Origin of the sequence: Marinobacter sp. UBA2498, assembly GCF_002341575.1 — a bacterium.
Taxonomy (GTDB): Bacteria; Pseudomonadota; Gammaproteobacteria; order Pseudomonadales; family Oleiphilaceae; genus Marinobacter; species Marinobacter manganoxydans.
In genome coordinates this window covers 5,974-6,864 of the sequence record NZ_DDOI01000142.1, presented here as the reverse complement: position 1 = coordinate 6,864, position 891 = coordinate 5,974, and the positions used below count along the sequence as shown (strand labels likewise).

The window sequence follows — 891 nt, the reverse complement described above, 5'->3', positions numbered from 1 at the left end:
CTGGGCTCCTACCTGTGCGAGAAAATGTCCGGCCACCGCGTGGAGCTGGGCCTGGTGCCGCTGGGTTCAATCGGGTTGAGCGCCTTCGGCATCGACCTGTTCTTCTCCTACGCCGGCCTGCCCAAGGATGTGTCGGTGGACATCGCCGCCTTCCTGCAACAGCCGGCCGGCTGGCGGGTGATGGTGGATCTGCTTGGCATCGGGGTGTTCGGCGGCTTCTATATCGTGCCGCTGTTCGCGCTGATCCAGCAGCGTTCCAACCCCAGCCATCTGGCGCGCATCATCGCCGCCAACAATATTCTCAATTCCCTGTTCATGGTGGGTTCGGCGGTGGCGGGTATCGTGCTGGTCGGCGTGCTCGATCTCACCGTACCGGAGTTCTTCCTGGTGCTGTCGCTGGCCAATGTGCTGGTGGCCGCCTACATCTACACCCGGGTGCCGGAGTTCCTGATCCGCCTGCTGGTGTGGATGCTCACCAATGTGCTGTACCGCATCAAGGAACAGGGCATGGAGAACATTCCGGACGAAGGCCCCTGCCTGCTGGTGTGCAACCACGTCAGCTATGTGGATGCGTTGCTGCTGGGCGGCGCCGTGCGCCGGCCGGTGCGGTTCGTGATGGCCAAGCCGATCTACGATTTGCCGTTGATGAACTATATCTTCCGGACCGGAAAGGCGATTCCGATCGATTCCAAGGAGCGTAATCCGGAGATTTACCAGCAGGCGTTCGAGCGCATCAACGAGGAACTGGCGGACGGCCAGGTGGTGTGCATCTTCCCGGAAGGCAAGCTGACCCGGGACGGTGAGCTGGCGGAATTCAAAACCGGGATGGAAAAAATTGTAAATGAAAATCGGGTTCCGGTAATTCCCATGGCACTCTCCGGTCTATGGGGT

1 protein-coding gene is annotated in these 891 nt (G+C 60.5%); it reads left to right on the top strand.

What is annotated here, in order from left to right:
- Positions 1-24 precede the first annotated feature (24 nt).
- Positions 25-891 (top strand): 1-acyl-sn-glycerol-3-phosphate acyltransferase (locus B2W52_RS19605; protein WP_286803945.1); only part of this gene is annotated, 867 nt, incomplete at its 3' end.